General features: G+C 64.2%; 9 protein-coding genes. 7 read left to right on the forward strand and 2 right to left on the reverse strand.

All coding sequences use genetic code 11. The annotated features are described in order from the left end of the window. Nucleotides 1-20: 20 nt before the first annotated feature. The 4 genes from nuoN (at nt 21) to NFV80_RS11720 (ending at nt 7,799) form a co-directional block, all read left to right on the forward strand. A complete protein-coding gene (gene nuoN / locus NFV80_RS11705) occupies nt 21-1,493 on the forward strand; it encodes an NADH-quinone oxidoreductase subunit NuoN (RefSeq protein WP_295330812.1) in 1,473 nt (490 codons plus the stop codon). A 91-nt stretch (nt 1,494-1,584) separates the two neighbouring features. Beyond that, nucleotides 1,585-2,145: an NUDIX hydrolase gene (locus NFV80_RS11710; protein ID WP_295330806.1), complete on the forward strand. Its 561-nt coding sequence runs from the start codon at nt 1,585-1,587 to the stop codon at nt 2,143-2,145. 146 nt (nt 2,146-2,291) lie between these two features. Beyond that, complete coding sequence (locus NFV80_RS11715) at nt 2,292-6,629, forward strand: response regulator (protein ID WP_295330808.1); 4,338 nt, start codon at nt 2,292-2,294, stop codon at nt 6,627-6,629. 12 nt (nt 6,630-6,641) lie between these two features. Next, nucleotides 6,642-7,799: a two-component system response regulator gene (locus tag NFV80_RS11720; protein WP_295330810.1), complete on the forward strand. Its 1,158-nt coding sequence runs from the start codon at nt 6,642-6,644 to the stop codon at nt 7,797-7,799. A 19-nt stretch (nt 7,800-7,818) separates the two neighbouring features. Here NFV80_RS11720 and NFV80_RS11725 read toward each other — a convergent pair whose 3' ends face one another. Together NFV80_RS11725 and NFV80_RS11730 are read right to left on the reverse strand one after the other, a co-directional pair. Next, a complete protein-coding gene (locus NFV80_RS11725) occupies nt 7,819-8,496 on the reverse strand; it encodes a YceH family protein (RefSeq protein WP_296758756.1) in 678 nt (225 codons plus the stop codon). Nucleotides 8,497-8,533: 37 nt separating this feature from the next. Then, the gene (locus tag NFV80_RS11730; protein WP_295324797.1) at nt 8,534-10,168 is read right to left on the reverse strand and encodes a peptide chain release factor 3; all 1,635 of its coding nucleotides are present in this window, start codon (nt 10,166-10,168) and stop codon (nt 8,534-8,536) included. A gap of 431 nt (nt 10,169-10,599) precedes the next feature. Between NFV80_RS11730 and NFV80_RS11735 the strand changes: the two genes are divergently transcribed. The 3 genes from NFV80_RS11735 to NFV80_RS11745 are packed head-to-tail and all read left to right on the forward strand — an operon-like array spanning nt 10,600 to nt 15,760. Beyond that, entirely contained in the window at nt 10,600-11,928 is a 1,329-nt protein-coding gene (locus NFV80_RS11735; protein WP_295324799.1) for a toll/interleukin-1 receptor domain-containing protein, read from the forward strand. Next, a complete protein-coding gene (locus NFV80_RS11740; RefSeq protein WP_295324802.1) occupies nt 11,925-12,878 on the forward strand; it encodes a MoxR family ATPase in 954 nt (317 codons plus the stop codon). Before NFV80_RS11735 ends, NFV80_RS11740 begins: the two co-directional genes overlap by 4 nt. Next, entirely contained in the window at nt 12,875-15,760 is a 2,886-nt protein-coding gene (locus tag NFV80_RS11745) for an SUMF1/EgtB/PvdO family nonheme iron enzyme (RefSeq protein WP_295324804.1), read from the forward strand. Before NFV80_RS11740 ends, NFV80_RS11745 begins: the two co-directional genes overlap by 4 nt. The last annotated feature ends 2 nt before the right edge of the window (nt 15,761-15,762 follow it).

Below are 15,762 nucleotides of genomic sequence, written 5' to 3' on the forward strand. Positions count from 1 at the left end.
CCGCTATGACTCTTGCCGACATGCAGTTCGTGACGCCAGACCTTCGCCTTGCTGCTGCGGAGATCTTCATCTCGCTGATGGCTTGCCTGATCCTCCTGTTCGACCTTCTGGTAAAGGACAGGAAGCGCACGGCGACCTTTGTCGCGACGCAGCTGACGCTGGTCGCAGCCGCGCTGATCACCTTGGCGACCAGTTCGGGCGAAATCAGCTACACGTTCAGCAACATGTACGTCGGTGACCTGATGGGCGACCTGCTGAAGTTGCTGCTCTACGTGACGGTGCTCGTTGTCCTCTTCTATTCGCGAGGGTACATTCTCGAACGCGAACAGATGGCCAAGGGAGAATATTACGCGCTGGCACTCTTCGCGACTCTGGGCATGATGGTCATGATTTCGGCGAATCACTTCGTGATCGTCTATGTCGGTCTGGAATTGCTCTCGCTTTCGCTCTATGCCATGGTGGCGATGAACCGCGACTCGGTACCGGCCACCGAGGCGGCAATGAAGTATTTCGTTCTCGGGGCCCTGGCCTCCGGTCTGTTGCTCTACGGCATGTCGATGATTTACGGCGCGACCGGGACTCTGGAAATCACCGCTGTTGCGGAGCGCCTGTATACCGGACAGGTCGACCGGATGATTCTCGTTTTCGGTCTCGTCTTCGTGGTGTCCGGCGTCGCTTTCAAGCTCGGTGTGGTGCCTTTCCACATGTGGATTCCCGATGTTTATCACGGCGCGCCGACGGCAGTCACCCTGTTCATTGCCAGCGCGCCGAAGTTGGCCGCCTTCGCAATGCTCGTCCGTCTGATGGTCAACGGAATGATCGTTCTCGCCCAGGATTGGCAGGCGATGTTGATCCTCCTCGCGGTCCTTTCGATGGCCATCGGCAATATTGCCGCCATCGCGCAGACCAATCTCAAGCGCATGCTTGCCTATTCGGCGATCTCGCACATGGGCTTCATGTTGCTCGGAATGGTTACCGGAGTGGTCAGTGGCGACGCGCGTTTTGCGCTCAACGCCTACAGTTCGTCAATGTTTTACGTCATCACTTACGTTCTGACCAGCGCCGGCACCTTCGGCATGATTCTGCTGCTGGCGCGTGGCGGTCTCGAGTCGGACGAGATCGACGACTTCCGCGGTCTCAACAAGCGAAGCCCATGGTTTGCCGGCATGATGATGATGATGATGTTCTCGATGGCCGGCATACCCTTCTTCGTCGGTTTCTTTGCCAAGTTCTCGGTACTGCAGGCGGTCGTGGCCGCTGGCTACCTGTGGCTGGCGATCGTCGCCGTAGCCTTCTCGCTGATCGGTTGTTTCTACTACCTGCGCGTGGTCAAGATCATGTACTTCGAGCAACCAGTCAGCCCAACGCCGATCGAGGCGCCGGCGCAGATGAAGATCCTGCTTTCGGCGAACAGCCTGGCGGTCGCCTTGCTGGGAATCTTCCCGCAGGCGTTGATGTCGCTCTGCGCGTTCTCGTTGCTGCGTTCCCTCTGACCTGCCGGCAGCTTATAGCCGTCGCGCCCCGCCAGTCGGGGCGTTTTCGTTGTGCGCCCGGCCTCGGGCGTAGGCACCCAGGAGTTCCACCATGGACAGCGATTTCCCCCACCTGCGTGAGGAGACCATCGAAAGCACACAGCTATTCCGCGGCAAATTGCTTGATCTGCGCCGCGACCGCGTGCTGCTGCCCGATGGCAACGAGTGCCTGCGGGAATACGTTCGCCACCAGGGTGCGGTGGCCGTCATCGCCGTGCTCGACGATGGTCAACTTCTTTTCGTCCGTCAATACCGCTATCCACTCGGACGTTCCTTTCTCGAGTTGCCGGCAGGCAAGATCGATCCCGGCGAGGATATTCTCGAAACCGGCACCCGCGAACTCCTCGAAGAGACTGGCTATCGCGCCGAGGAGTGGCGCCATCTCGGCGTGATGCATCCCTGCGTCGGGTATTCGGACGAGCGTATAGAGATTTTTTTCGCCCGCGGCCTGCAGCGCGCCGCCGAGCCCACCCCGGATAGCGCAGAGTTCCTCGACGTGCTCAGCCTCCCGCTGGCCGACGCGCTCGCCGCCGTGCGCAGTGGCGCGATTACCGATGCCAAGACGATCACCGGTCTGCTTTGGGCCGAGAAAGTGCTGCTCTCCGACTGGTAGCACTGCGCTTCTTCCCTGACCAGCGCCGCCGCTCTTGCGAAGTTGCGGGAGCGCGCGCCACAGACCTCCCGCCGACAATGGACCGCGTTGGCCAAATGCCGGAGAATCTGCCGTCCTGATCAGTGTCGCAGCGAATCGGAGGGGCCATGGACTTCCTGACCGCACACCTCGAGCGACTGACGGTCGCGCGTCGAATGCTCGGCTTTGCCGCTGTCGCTTTCCTCACGCTGTTTGCTGTTGGGCTGTCGATCCTGCCCCAGTTAAGCAAGCTGGCAGAAATCAATCGCGATTTTTACCGATATCCTCACACTGCGCTGAGCACGGTCAAGGATCTGCAGTACGAGCTGTTCGCGATGCGGCTCGTCCTGCGCGATTTGCTCAGGGAAGACAATGCTGAGAGGCGTGAGCAGCTTGCCCGCGAGTTGCTTCTTTGTGACGAGCGATTTCTTGCCTCAATGGACAGGCTGCAAACATCGTATGGCGGACCGGAAGGGGACGTCGTTCAAGTCCGGACCCAGTACGCCGATCTGCTCTCTCACCGTGCGGCCACGCTCGCACATTTCCAGCGCGGTGAGGTCGATCTGGCGCGGCGCAGAACGCTGGATGCGACGCCCGGCAATCCCGCGCCACAACTGGTGCAAAACCTCGCCCGGATCAGCGAAGTGTCCGCGGCCAGCGCTCTGGCAATGGACCGCCATGCCAGCGAAATCCACTTGCGGCAACGGCAGCAAGCGATCTACCTCACTGCCGCGAGTCTCGCCGTGCTGCTCATCGCAGCGTTTATTTTCGCCCGCTCGATTACCGCGCCCTTGCGGCGTTTGCAGCACAGCATCGTCGCCTTATCGGAAGGAAAACTGTCGCAGACCATTCCCGCGCAGGATCAGCAGAACGAAATCGGGGAGATTGCGCGTGCTGTGGCGATCCTGCAGAAGGTCTATCAGGGAATGGTGGCCCAGCGCTGGATCAGGACGAATACCGCTGCGATCGCGAGCGAGTTGCAGCAGGCAGCAAGCTTCACCGAGCTGGCAGAAACGCTCATGTCATCCCTGGGGAGGCTGTTCGCGGCTAGCCAGGGGGCGTTTTTCATCGTCACCGAGGATCGTTGCACGCTGAAAAGGATAGCCGTCTATGGCGCTGATGACATGCAGGGTGCCGTCCTTGTCGAGCGCGGCGAGGGCTTGGTCGGCCAGTGTGCGAGCGACTGCAGAGTGTGGGTGAGTGCGGATACCGGTGACGTCGTGGCCGAGAGTAATGGCATAGGCAGTGAGTCCGCGCCGGCAGTCATGTTGCTGGTCCTGGTGGTCCGTTCCGGACGCTGCCTCGCGGTGATTCGCCTGTCGAGGCCAAAGCCCTTCGGCGAGGATCAAAGAGCGGTTCTCGACGCTTTGCTGCCCACCTTGGCGATGAACCTCGAAATCATTGAGCGCAGCACGCGTACCCATCGGCTGCTCGAAGCCAGCCAGCAGCAGGCAGCGCTGCTGGAAACTCAGGCGGCCGAACTGGCGGCCCACGAAGAGCACAGTCGACTGATTCTTGGGTCCGTGCGCGACGGAATTCTCGGTCTCGACACGGACGGGCGAGTGATCTTTGCCAATGCAGCCGTTCTCGCGCTGCTCGGATACAGCGAAGCCGAGCTCCGCGGGAAATCATTCCATGATCGCGCACACTACGCCTATCCCGATGGCCGAGTCTTTCCTTACGAGCGCTGTCCGATGCACCTGACTCTGCTCGACGGGCTGGCGCGCAACGTAGGCGACGAGGTACTGTGGCGCAAGGATGGTTCACCGCTGGCAGTCGAATACTCCACGACGCCGTTTTACAAGGCAGGCGAGCTCTTTGGGACGGTGGTCGCCCTCCGCGACATCACTGCGCGGCGTGCTGCCGAAGAGCGCATACGCCAGGCCCATGAGGAACAGACTGCCATTTTGGAGACCGCCAGTCTTGGCATCGCCTTCATCAAAGGCGGCCTCTTCGTCAACGCGAACCGCCGTCTGGAGGAATTGCTGGGCTACGCTCCCGACGAACTGATCGGGCAGGTCGCGGGTATCTGCCGGCCGGACGGCGAATACCCCGGAGGCATCGGCAACCTGAACGCGCTACTGAAGCGCGGCGAGATCATCAAGCAGGTCATGGAACTGCTGCGCAAGGACGGATCGTGTTTCTGGTGTCGGATCAGCGGCCGCGCCGTCGATGCCCAAAAACTGTCGCAAGGGACGGTCTGGATGTTCGAGGATGTGACCAAGGAGCGCGAGGCTGCGGAGGCCATGCAACAGGCTCGTGACCTGGCCGAGGAAACGACCCGGATGAAGACGCGATTTCTCGCCAATATGAGCCACGAAATCCGTACGCCGATGAACGCGATCATCGGCATGTCGCATCTGGTGCTCAAGACTGAACTGACGCGCCGGCAGCGCGATTATGTACGAAAGATTCAGGCTTCCGGACAGCACCTGCTGGCGATTGTCAACGACATCCTGGACTTCTCGAAGGTCGAAGCCGGAAAACTGCTGGTCGAGCGAACCGAGTTTGCCCTTGAGGAGGTGCTCGACAACGTCGCCAATCTGGTTGCCGAAAGGGCCAGCGCCAAGGGGCTGGAGCTGGTTTTTGAAGTCGATCCGGCAGTGCCCGCGGTACTGGTGGGCGATCCTCTCCGCCTCGGCCAGGTCCTCGTCAATTATGTCAACAATGCGGTCAAGTTTACCGCGGAGGGCGAAGTCGACGTTCGCGTGAGCGTGGATGCGAGTCATGGCGACGGTCTGCTGCTCCACTTCGCCGTTCGTGATACGGGGATCGGCCTGACCGAGGAGCAGACGGCCCGACTGTTCCAGAGCTTCTCCCAGGCCGATACCTCGACCACGAGGCAGTTTGGTGGCACCGGCCTGGGGCTGGCGATCGCGAAGAAGCTTGCCGAGTTGATGGGCGGCGAAGTGGGCGTACGCAGCGAATACGGCAAGGGTTCGACCTTCTGGTTTACCGCGCGCGTGGGTCGTGCCGCGCAAGCCCCGCCTGCACTCCTGCCCAGCCCGGACCTGCGTGGCCGCCGCGTGTTGGTGGCCGACGACAACCCAGCGGCGCGCGCCGTCATTCGTGACTTGTTGAAAGCGATGACCTTCGTCGTCACCGACGTTGCCTCGGGACAGGCGGCGATCGACGAAGTGGCGGGCGCCGGCGACGTCGACCCGTACCAGATCGTCTTCCTCGACTGGCGGATGCCAGACCTGGACGGCATACAGGTCGCACGCCAGATTCGCTCGCTCGCCCTTGTGTCCGCGCCGCATCTGGTGATCGTCACCGCAGACAGCTCCGAGGACCTGCTCGAGCAGGCCACGGCACTCGGCATTCGCGACGTTCTTCTCAAGCCCGTCAACGCCTCTCTGCTCTTCGACAGCGCAATTCGCCTGATTGGTGGCGCCAGCGACGAGTCGCCCGCAACGCTGGCGCCAGGGCTGTCGGACGAGCGGCTGCTGGCGCTCAAGGGGGGAAGGATCCTGCTGGTCGAGGACAATGCTGCCAACCAGGAGGTGGCGACCGAATTGCTTGCCGGTGCCGGCCTCCTCGTCGACCTCGCCGAAAACGGGGCCCTGGCGGTGAGCAAGGTGCGCGGTTCCATGTATGACGCGGTCCTGATGGACATGCACCTGCCGGTGATGGACGGTGTCACGGCGACTCGTGCGATCAGAGAGCTTCCGGAGTGCGCCGAACTGCCGATCATCGCGATGACGGCCAACGCTCTGCCGGCGGATCGCAACAGGTGTCTCGACGCGGGCATGGCCGACTTCGTCGCCAAACCGATCGAGCCCGAGGCCCTCTGGCAGGTGCTCCTCCGGTGGATTAAGCCGAAACTGCCCGAACCGTCGCCGACTGCCGATGCGGCCGACGTCGCTTTCGACGCGACGCTCGGCATCCGCGGTCTCGATTCGGTCGCCGCGCTGCGCCGTCTTCTCGGCAAGAAGGCGCTTTATCTGTCGATGCTGGGGAAGTTCGTCAGCGGGCAGCGAAACGTGGCGGCCGAAATTGCCGCGGCGCTCGATGCCGGAGAGTGGCTGACTGCGGAGCGACTGGTACACACGCTGAAAGGGGTCGCGGCCAACATCGGCGCAAACGATCTGAACGCGGAAGCGGTCTTGCTGGAGTCGGCGATCGGGCAGCGCCGCGAGCGCATCGAGCTTGCTCCATTGCTCGACTCTGCAGCTAAAATGCTGGCTGCGCTGATCGCCGAACTGGCTGCCAAGCTGCCCGCCGAGGCATGTCCCCCGGCAGCCGTCGATCTGTCCCGCTTGCAGGGCGTTTGTCGCAGGCTGGCGGAATTTCTCGCCGACAACGATGCCGAGGCCGGCGACGTGCTCGACGCCGAGGAGGCGTTGCTGCGAACCGCTTTCGCCGGCGATTATCGGCCAATCGAGGCGGCGGTGCGCAGTTTCGACTATGAGGCGGCCCTGGCTGCATTGCGCGCGAGTGCCCTGGCCGCTGGCATTATCGTTTGACCAGGAAAGGAAATGGACACTCTCGACTTCAATGCCAAAGCCACTGTTCTCGTGGTTGATGACACGCCGGACAATCTTGCACTGATGTCGGCGCTGCTCCGGGATGCCTACAAGGTCAAGGTCGCCAACCAGGGCGAGAAGGCGCTCAGGATTGCCGCATCGACGACACCCCCGGACCTCATTCTGCTTGACGTGATGATGCCGCAGATGGATGGCTACGAGGTTTGCCGGCGGTTGAAGGCCGATCCGAAGACGCGCGACATTCCCGTAATCTTTCTCACCGCCAAGTCGGAGGTCGAAGACGAGCAGAAGGGCCTGGCGCTCGGTGCCGCCGACTACATCGTCAAGCCGATCAGCCCGCCGATCGTGCGTGCGCGTGTCGCCACGCAGCTCTCGCTCAAGGCGAGCGCCGACTTCCTGCGCAGCAAGAACGACTTTCTTGAAGCCGAAGTGGAGCGGCGGACCCGGGAACTCGAGGCGGTACAGGACGTGACCATCCTGGCGATGGCGTCACTGGCAGAGACCAGGGATTCGGAAACCGGCAAACATTTGCTGCGCACCCAGCGCTATGTCAAGGCGCTGGCGGAAAAGCTGCGGCCGCATCCGCGTTTTGCCGACTTCCTCACCGACCAGAACATCAAGCTACTGTTCAAGTCGGCACCCTTGCACGACATTGGCAAGGTCGGCATTCCCGATCGCATCCTGCTTAAGCCGGGCCCGTACGAGCCGGAGGAGCTGGAGATCATGAAGAGCCATACCCTGCTTGGCAGGGACGCGATTCAGCTCGCCGAAAAATGGTTGGGCAAGCGCGTCGAGTTCCTCACCCTGGCCAAGGAGATCGCCCTTTATCACCAGGAAAGATGGGACGGAAGCGGTTATCCGGAAGCGCTCTCCGGCGACGGCATCCCGCCTTCGGCTCGCCTGATGGCGGTCGCCGATGTCTATGACGCATTGATCAGCCGGCGCGTGTACAAGGATGCGATGACGCACGCCCAAGCCGCAGAGATCATTGCCGAAGGGCGGGGAAGCTGTTTCGACCCCGACGTCGTCGACGCCTTCCTGGGCGTCGCAACGGAATTTCAGGCGATTGCCGCGGCCTATCCGGATTCCGACGAAGACCTGCAAAAAAAGATCGAGTTTCTCGCGCAGGCAGTGGCCGTCGAAGTCTGAGTCACTGCGGCATTGTCGGTCAGGCGTCGTTGCCCCGGCTGTCAGGAGTTCCCGCCACGGGCAGCAGGCGTTGGATCATGCTGCGCAGGTCGGCGACCTCGGATTCCAGGCGAGTCAGCCTTTGTTCCAGTTGGTCGGGCGCCGCCGCCCGCTCGCGCGCGGCGGCGCCTGCCTGGGCGGACGCGGCTACCGCGCCACAGAGCAGGTGTGTCCAGCGATGTTCACGCGCGCCGATTTGTTTCGGCAGCTTGGCGACCAGAGCGCCGCGGCTCCGTTCGGCGAGCTCTTCGAGATAGGCCTCGACCGACGATCCGTCGTCAAAGCGATACAGGCGTTCGCAGTTGGCGCGCAGTTCGCTGACCGTCTGTGCGCCGCGCAGCGCCAGCATGGCGAGCAATGCCACGCTGGCGGGCGGCAGGCCGTAGACCTTGCCGAAGTTCTGCGCATAACGCAGTACGCGACCCGAAGCGCCGTAACTCTCGATCACCAGCACCCGGCTGCGCAGCTCTTCGAGTGCTGCCTGCACCTCGCTTTCCGGCGCGCTGATCACCGGTTCGCGAGCGGATTTCTGATTGCAGCCGAGGGTCAGGCTGTTCAGTGTCAGCGGATAGGCGTCGGGAGTCGTCTTTTCCTTCTCGACGAGCACGCCGAGGATGCGCGCCGCGAGAAAACTGAGAGGGGTATCCGTAGGGTTCAATGGCCGGCCCGTTTCAAGAACTTCCCGGTTTGCGGGGTCAAGCGAACAACTGTCCGTGTTCGCGCGAGTCGTGGAAGCCCACGCGTGGCCATTTCTCGCTCGTCACTTCGAGATTGTAACGGGTGTTCGCCAGATACACCGGGTTGCCGTCGACGTCCCTGGCCATGCGGTGGAGCTGTTCACGCTCGAAGTTGCGGCGCGTCGCATCGTCGGGAAAGGTCAGCCAGCGCGCCGTGTAGATGTCGGCGGACTCGAAAACGGCATCGACCTTGTACTCCGTCTGCAGGCGCTGCGCGACGACTTCGAACTGCAGGTTGCCGACGGCGCCGAGCAGCAGGGCACCGCTGGCGAGGTTCTCGAAAACCTGGATCGCTCCCTCTTCGCCGAGCTCCTGCAGGCCCTTGAGCAGCTGCTTGCTCTTCAGCGGGTCGCGCAGCCGGGCCGCCCGGAAAAGTTCCGGCGAAAAATAGGGGATCCCCTTGAAGCTCAGCGTTTCTCCTTCGCTCAGGCAATCGCCGATGTGCAGGTTGCCGTGATTGTGAATGCCGATGATGTCGCCGGCGACCGCGTCTGCCATCAGCAGCCGCTCGTTGGCCATGAAGGTCAGCACGTTGGCCAGTTTCATCTCGCGGTCGAGACGCACATGCCGAACTTTCATTCCCGGCGTGTAGCGGCCCGAGCAGACGCGGAAGAAAGCGATGCGATCACGATGCTTGGGATCCATGTTCGCCTGAATCTTGAACACGAAGCCAGTGAAGGCGGCCTCTGCCGGTTGCACCAGACGCGTGCCGCCATCGCGCTCCTGCGGGGGGGGCGCCCAGTCGAGCAGCGCCTGCAGGATCTCCTGTACGCCGAAGTTGTTGATCGCCGACCCGAAAAACACCGGCGACTGTCGCCCCGCGAGGAATCCGACGAGATCGAAAGGACTGCTGGCGCTCTGGATCAGGTCCACATCCTCGCGCAGCTTGCCGATCTCGCCGGGGAACTGCGCGTCGAGGATCGGGTTGTCGAGGCCATCGAGCCGCTCCGACTCGCTGCGCCGTTCTTCGCCAGCGGCAAAATGCAGCAGGCGGTCGTTCAGCAGGTGATAGACGCCGCGAAACGTCTTGCCCATGCCGATCGGCCAGGTGATCGGTGCGCACTCGATGCCGAGCACCGATTCGATCTCCTCGAGCAGCTCGAAGGGCTCGCGCACCTCGCGGTCCAGCTTGTTGACGAAGGTGATGATCGGCGTATCGCGCATGCGGCAGACGTTGAGCAGCTTGATCGTCTGCGCCTCCACCCCCTTGGCGGCGTCGATCACCATCACCGCCGCGTCCACCGCGGTCAGCACGCGGTAGGTGTCTTCCGAAAAATCCTCGTGGCCGGGCGTGTCGAGCAGATTGATGGTGTGCCCCTGGTACTCGAACTGCATCACCGAGCTGGTCACCGAAATGCCGCGCTGCTTCTCCACTTCCATCCAGTCCGAAGTGGCATGGCGCGCACTCTTGCGCCCCTTGACCGTGCCGGCGAGCTGGATTGCCCCGCCGAAAAGCAGCAGCTTCTCGGTCAGCGTCGTCTTGCCCGCATCGGGGTGCGAGATGATCGCAAAGGTGCGACGTTTGGCGACGTCGCGCGCGATTTCGGGGGGAAACCGGCTTTCGTTCCGGGAGTCGCTCGGGGGGGTACTCATCAGCAAGCCTTGGGTGCCAGCAAGAACCGCTGGCCGGGAAGTAGAGGGCTGACCGGCCGGCGGCAGCGAGGGTGAACTATAGCAAGACTTCAAGACGAGCGACGGTCGTTCGCCTCTTCTCTGGCTGCTTTCGCCCGAGTGGAACGGTCGCTGACGGTGGACCGGGGCGCGGCGCGACGGCGGCAGGGATCCGTCCCTCGCCCACTTGCAGGCGCTCCACAAGCTTCCCGCAAGCGTGGATCTTCGGCGCCCATGTCTCGTTGTACGAAGCCAGAAGCCCTCGCGCCCGTCTAGCCCGTTCCCACGCAGACTTTCTTTCCTGCCGCCGCTTGGCCTTGCCACGACTGGCTTCGCCCGTTCCTGCTTGAGGGCTGCCACTGCACGGGGAAAGGCCATAGAATGAATGCTGGCTTCTATGGAGTGCCCCGGACATGGCCGGCATTTTCATCAACTATCGACGAGAGGATTCCCAGGGCTCGGCGGGGCGTCTGCAACAGACACTGCGCGCGCACTTTGGAGCTGATTTCGTCTTCATGGACGTGACCGCGATCGCCCCTGGTGCCAACTTCCCCAGCGAGATCGATGCCCGCCTACAGTGCTGCGACGTATTCCTCGCCGTCATCGGCAGACATTGGCTGACCATGCTCAAGCAGCGGGAGGGAGATCCGCGCGACTTTGTGCACATCGAAATGGCGGCTGCTCTGCAAAGGCAGATCCTGCTGATTCCCTGCCTCGTCGAAGGCGCCGCGCTGCCGGGCGCGGACCAACTTCCGGACGATCTGACCGACCTCGCCTCGCGCAACGCCAAGGAGTTGCGCCATCTCAGTTGGGATGACGACTGCGCAAGCCTGATCAAGGCGATCGACGAGTATCTCTCTGTGCGCGGCGCGGCCGATACCTCACCCACTTGGCACCAGTGGCTGGATCAAGCGAAAACGGGAATCACCAGAGCCTTCACGTACCGCGTTTTCGACAAGTTCGATGACGCACTGCCGGACTGGAAGAGTCTCGGGATGCCCAGAGCGCTGGACGAGGCCTTGGCGGCGCCTCCGCAGTCGGCCGGGCGCGAGACGTGTGAAGCCTTGTACCGGCTGGTCATCCAGATGTGCCGGGTGCTGCAGGCAGAAGACGTCACGCTCACCGCCGGCGAAAGCAAGGAGGCACAGAAACGCCTCAAGGCCGCGATGGGCTGCGCAGCGCGGCTCTGTCTCGACCCCCTGCTCCGCAGTCGGCTGCGCCCCGCCCAATCTCCGGGCAGTTCCCGCCGCCTGAGCGCCCCGGCCAGTGAAATAGCCGGATCCACCTTGATCCATAGGGAGGAGCCAGACAAGACTTGGGCGCTGCCGCAAACGGTTGGCCAGACCCCGCTCGAAGACAAAGCGGCGATTCCCATCACCGTGGAAACCGGGGACGAGGCTTCGACGCGGGAAAAGCTGGCCAAGGCCCTGGCGCGCCATACCTGGCCATTGGCGCCCGTGCCGGAACGTATCGACCCGACCACATGCGCGCGCCTGAGGGGTGAGAGCGACGTCGCAAGGGTGCGCGGTGAGGCATGCTACCTGGTACTGGACGGCAAGGAAGAGTCGGCACTCAGGCCCAGCCTCGAACAATGGATCGCCGACGAACTCAGAACGGAAGTCCTGGTTCTGCAGAAAGGCGAGACGTCGAATCCGCTGTTTCTCTATGACGAAACGACGCTCCTCACTCTGATTGCACATTTCTTGCGTCTGCTCGAAGGACCCGAATGGAATCCCAGATGACCCTGCCTGCCTACCCCGACAAGATCGATTTCGTCGCAATGGGCGCGTGGCCGGCCAGCCGGCACCTCTTCGACACCGACCAGAAGAGCGCGTTGCGCGCTGCCGAAGCCGCCGGCCGGCCGCTGCTGGTACGCGGCGACCCGGGAACCGGCAAGAGCCAGCTCGCGCAGGCTGCTGCCGCCGCCACCGGACGTCTGTTTCTGGCGATCGTCGTCGACGCGCGCAGCGAGGCCAGCGACCTGCTGTGGCGTTTCGATGCTGTCGCCCGCCTGGCCGACGCGCACCTCGCGGCCGTCCCGGGCAGCGACACCCCGAAGGATCTGAACGCCGGCCGCTACGTCGAACCGGGTCCGATGTGGTGGGCCTTTGACTGGGATGACGCCGCCAAACAATTGGAGCACAGCCGTGTCGGCGGCGTCGTTCCCGATCTGCCGGAGTCAGACTGGACGCCGAGGCGCGGCACCCTTCTCCTGATCGACGAAATCGACAAGGCCGAAGCCGATTTGCCCAATGGCCTGCTCGAGGCGCTGGGTAACGGGCGTTTCTCCGTGCCGCCGCTCGGCAAGGTGGTGGCGCGGCCGGCCGACGTGCCGCCGCCGTTGGTGATCGTCACCTCCAACGAAGAACGGGAGTTGCCCGCCCCCTTCCTGCGCCGCTGCTTGGTATTGACCCTGAAGCTGCCGAAATTGCACCGCGAATTGACGGATTACCTCGTCGAGCGTGGCGCGCTCCACTTCCCGGCGATGTACCGGGACTATCCTGACGCCCTCACCAAAGCCGCCGCGGCGTTGATCGCCTACCGCAACAAGGCCGCCGAAGAGGGTGTCTATGCGCCCGGTCTTGCCGAGTATCTCGACTTGCTGCGCGTGCTTGATCGGATCGGCGGCGATCCCGCCGGACCGCTCGGGGAGTTCCACGCCCTCTTTTTCGAGAAACAGCAGCCGGCATGAGCGCGCGTGTGTCGAGCGAGACCCTGCCGCCACGCAAGACCTCGGTCGGTCCCGCCGACCTGCTCTGGCTGCTGCACACACAGCCGGCTGACGAGGTTCGCCGGGCCGCCTCATGCTTCGGATTCGTCTGGCCGGAGGCTTCCGGCGAGCCCCCCAACCGCTCACCCGAAACGCTGCCGAAACGCTTCAAGCCATCCGCGCCGCCTCCCGGCCGGCAACCGCTGCGCGCCAGCCAGTCTGCCGTCGTCGAACACCAGCGCTTCCGCGAGGAAGCTGCGTCGGCGAGCGGGGCAGCCGCAGTTGACGATGGTGAACTTTATGTTTCCGTGGGAGCCGTTGCCGCTCCTGTTCGCACCCGCATTCCCTTGAGTCCACCAAGCCGGCTGGCGGCCTTTCTGCACCAAACGCTGCGCAGCGGGCGGCCAGGCCGCACGGTCGACCTGCCGCGCCTGCTCGCTGCGTTGGTTCGCCTTCGCCTGCCGCCCCGCCTGCCGCTCCAGTGTCGACCGCGCTGGAGCGCGGAAGCGGCCCTGATCCTCGACCTTTCGCTGGCCGCTTTCCCGCTGCGCGACGACCTGATCGAACTCGCCGAGCAGGCGCACGCGCTATCGGCGGGTTCCCTGCCGATCTTCTGCCACGATTCGGCGCAGGGATGGCTGCAGCGCTTGCCCGGCCGTGCGCCCGTCTGGCACCGGGTTGATGCGAGCGCGCCAGGGCGCGCCCGGCACTGGCTGGTTGCCGGCGAAGCGGGCAATCCGGCCGCTCACCCGGGCCGCGGCGCGGTCTGGCCGCTGCGCTGGCAGGTGCATCTCGCCGCTGGCGGTCGGCTGACGATATTGACCGGGCGTACGGGTGCCGGTGGCGCGGCGCGCCTGCCGCGCGACGCGGCGGCCGTCGTCTGGGAGTACGGCCAGCGTTTGCGCAGCGGTCGCGCCATCGGTCATCCGGGTAACGACACGGCCGCCACTGGCAGGCTGCTGGCGGCGCTGTCGCTGGCGGTGGTCGTCGAGCCCGCCCTGCTGCGCGAAATCCGGATCGCGCTCGGCCTGCCGACTGCCTGCGAGCTGGCCGCCTGGAGCCACCCAGACAGCCAACCTTGCCTGCTCGGGATGCAGATTCGGCGCGAACGACTCGCCGATTACCGTGATCGCTTGCGCAGCGAAATGCCAGCGCTCCGGCAGCGCTTGGCTGCGATCATTGCCGCTCATCATGCCGGCGAGTCCCGTCTGATCCGGCTCGAAGAGGCCGCGCTGGCAGCGGATCTGGCGGATTTTGACGCCGCGCAGGCGCATGCCGGCTGGGCCCAGGCCGTGCGTACCTTGCGCCGCGAGCCGCAGGGAGGGGCGGCGCGAGAACTCGCCGCCTACCTTCGCCGCACCGGTTTGCGAGCGCACGAAAGCCTCTGGCGATCGATTCCCAACCTGGCCGAGGCCTATGTGATTGCTCGCCGCGAAGATCTCGAAGCCGGCGCATCCATTCCGGCGGGATTGCCTGCCAATGTTCTTGAACGGCATCTGACGGCGCCGGGGCAGGCGGGAGAAGTACGCCGCTGGTGGCTGGTGCAGACTGCGGCAGATCTGGTGGTCACGTCGGAAGCGCCACAACTCGGGCAGTTTCTGCTGGCCGAGTGCGACGCGGCCGTCGGCTTTGATCTGCAGACACCGGCACACGCGCGTCAGTGGCACCCCCTGCGCGGCGGGAGCGAACGCGTCGACATGCTGCAGGCCGGTGGCGGGCCGTGGGTGCTGCGCAGCGCGCGGGAAAGGATCGTCGTCGCCGAAGTGCCACGGCCTTCCTGGGCGCTCGCCTGGGGCCGCGACCGGCAGGGCCTGTACGCTGTCCCGCCATCGTTGGCGGGGTGTGCGGTGAAGCTCTACTGGAACTGGGATGAAGCGGTACCGGCTCTCTGGCCGCCGTCGGCGCGAGGTTTCCGCTCGCCGCGACAGCAAGTTGCGCCTGGCTGTTGGCAAGGCGCCGACCTCGAATACGGCCTTTACCTCGACGTCGACTTCGCCGGCGTCGTGCAGCGCTTCCGCTGGATCGAGCCGGGCGAGTTCCTGATGGGATCGCCAGCCGACGAGCCGGGCAGGCGTGACGACGAAGGGCCGCGCCACCGGGTACGCCTTACGGCTGGCTACTGGCTGGCCGAGACGGCGTGCACGCAGGCCTTGTGGCAGGCGGTGATGGGCGACAACCCGAGTCTATTCAAGGGCGATCCGGAGAAACCGGTGAATTCGGTGAGCTGGGACGACGTGCAGGTTTTCCTGCAACGGGTACAGGCGAGGCTCGCCGGTGTGACGGTGCAATTGCCGAGCGAAGCCGAATGGGAGTACGCGTGCCGCGCCGGCAGTGAAGGGGCGTACGCTTGGGGCGAAACGATCACCCATGAGCAGGCGATTTACGAAGAGAAGAAAGGCGGAGCAGTGCCGGTCAAATCGTATCCGCCGAACGCCTGGGGTCTCTACGAAATGCACGGCAACGTCTGGGAGTGGTGTGCCGATGGGAAACGGCGGTACGACGACATGCTGCAGGAGAATCCGCGGGGTCCCGAAGATCAGGAAGCGCCGCGCGTCGTGCGTGGCGGCTCGTGGGACGTCGACGCCGGTTGGCTTCGCTCCGCCCGCCGCTTCTACTGGCGCCGCGGCTACCGCCTCGACTTCCTGGGTTTCCGCTTTTCCCTGAGGTCCACGAGTCAGGTCGCTGGCGCGGAGCGCCGGCGACAGGAGCCGGTGGCCTTGGAAGGGCCGCCCGTTTCCGCGTCCTTGCCGGGACGGGAAGGCGGTGCTGCTTCGGCGGAGGCCGAAGCAGCACCGCGCGGCCTCGGCGGGCCGGCAGACAAGACCGTCAACCCGTCCCGGGGATCGCCGAAGAAGAGGAAATAGGC

The organism is Accumulibacter sp. (assembly GCF_023806565.1).
Lineage (GTDB): Bacteria > Pseudomonadota > Gammaproteobacteria > Burkholderiales > Rhodocyclaceae > Accumulibacter.

What these genes read in the sequence shown, in the direction of transcription:
- nuoN (WP_295330812.1), top strand. Translation starts at nt 21, where the DNA reads ATGCAGTTCGTGACGCCAGACCTTCGCCTTGCTGCTGCGGAGATCTTC.
- NFV80_RS11710 (WP_295330806.1), top strand. Translation starts at nt 1,585, where the DNA reads ATGGACAGCGATTTCCCCCACCTGCGTGAGGAGACCATCGAAAGCACA.
- NFV80_RS11715 (WP_295330808.1), top strand. Translation starts at nt 2,292, where the DNA reads ATGGACTTCCTGACCGCACACCTCGAGCGACTGACGGTCGCGCGTCGA.
- NFV80_RS11720 (WP_295330810.1), top strand. Translation starts at nt 6,642, where the DNA reads ATGGACACTCTCGACTTCAATGCCAAAGCCACTGTTCTCGTGGTTGAT.
- NFV80_RS11730 (WP_295324797.1), bottom strand. Translation starts at nt 10,168, where the DNA reads ATGAGTACCCCCCCGAGCGACTCCCGGAACGAAAGCCGGTTTCCCCCC.
- NFV80_RS11735 (WP_295324799.1), top strand. Translation starts at nt 10,600, where the DNA reads ATGGCCGGCATTTTCATCAACTATCGACGAGAGGATTCCCAGGGCTCG.
- NFV80_RS11740 (WP_295324802.1), top strand. Translation starts at nt 11,925, where the DNA reads ATGACCCTGCCTGCCTACCCCGACAAGATCGATTTCGTCGCAATGGGC.
- NFV80_RS11745 (WP_295324804.1), top strand. Translation starts at nt 12,875, where the DNA reads ATGAGCGCGCGTGTGTCGAGCGAGACCCTGCCGCCACGCAAGACCTCG.